Annotated in this window: 1 tRNA gene; it reads left to right on the forward strand. The window is 53.6% G+C overall.

The window, feature by feature from the left end:
• Positions 1–133: 133 nt before the first annotated feature.
• A tRNA-Tyr gene (locus AUR67_RS17450) sits at positions 134–218 on the forward strand.
• Positions 219–222 lie beyond the last annotated feature (4 nt).

The raw sequence follows: 222 nt of genomic DNA on the forward strand, positions 1-222 counted from the left end.
GAGGGGTTCCCGAGCGGCCAAAGGGATCAGACTGTAAATCTGACGGCTCAGCCTTCGCTGGTTCGAATCCAGCTCCCTCCACCACTTTCCTTCTTAGAAAAGTGGGGCCAAATGCAATAGTAAAAATTTGTGTGGAGGGGTTCCCGAGCGGCCAAAGGGATCAGACTGTAAATCTGACGGCTCAGCCTTCGCTGGTTCGAATCCAGCTCCCTCCACCACTTT

It is taken from the genome of Pseudoalteromonas sp. XI10, from assembly GCF_001469895.1.
Taxonomy (GTDB): domain Bacteria; phylum Pseudomonadota; class Gammaproteobacteria; order Enterobacterales; family Alteromonadaceae; genus Pseudoalteromonas.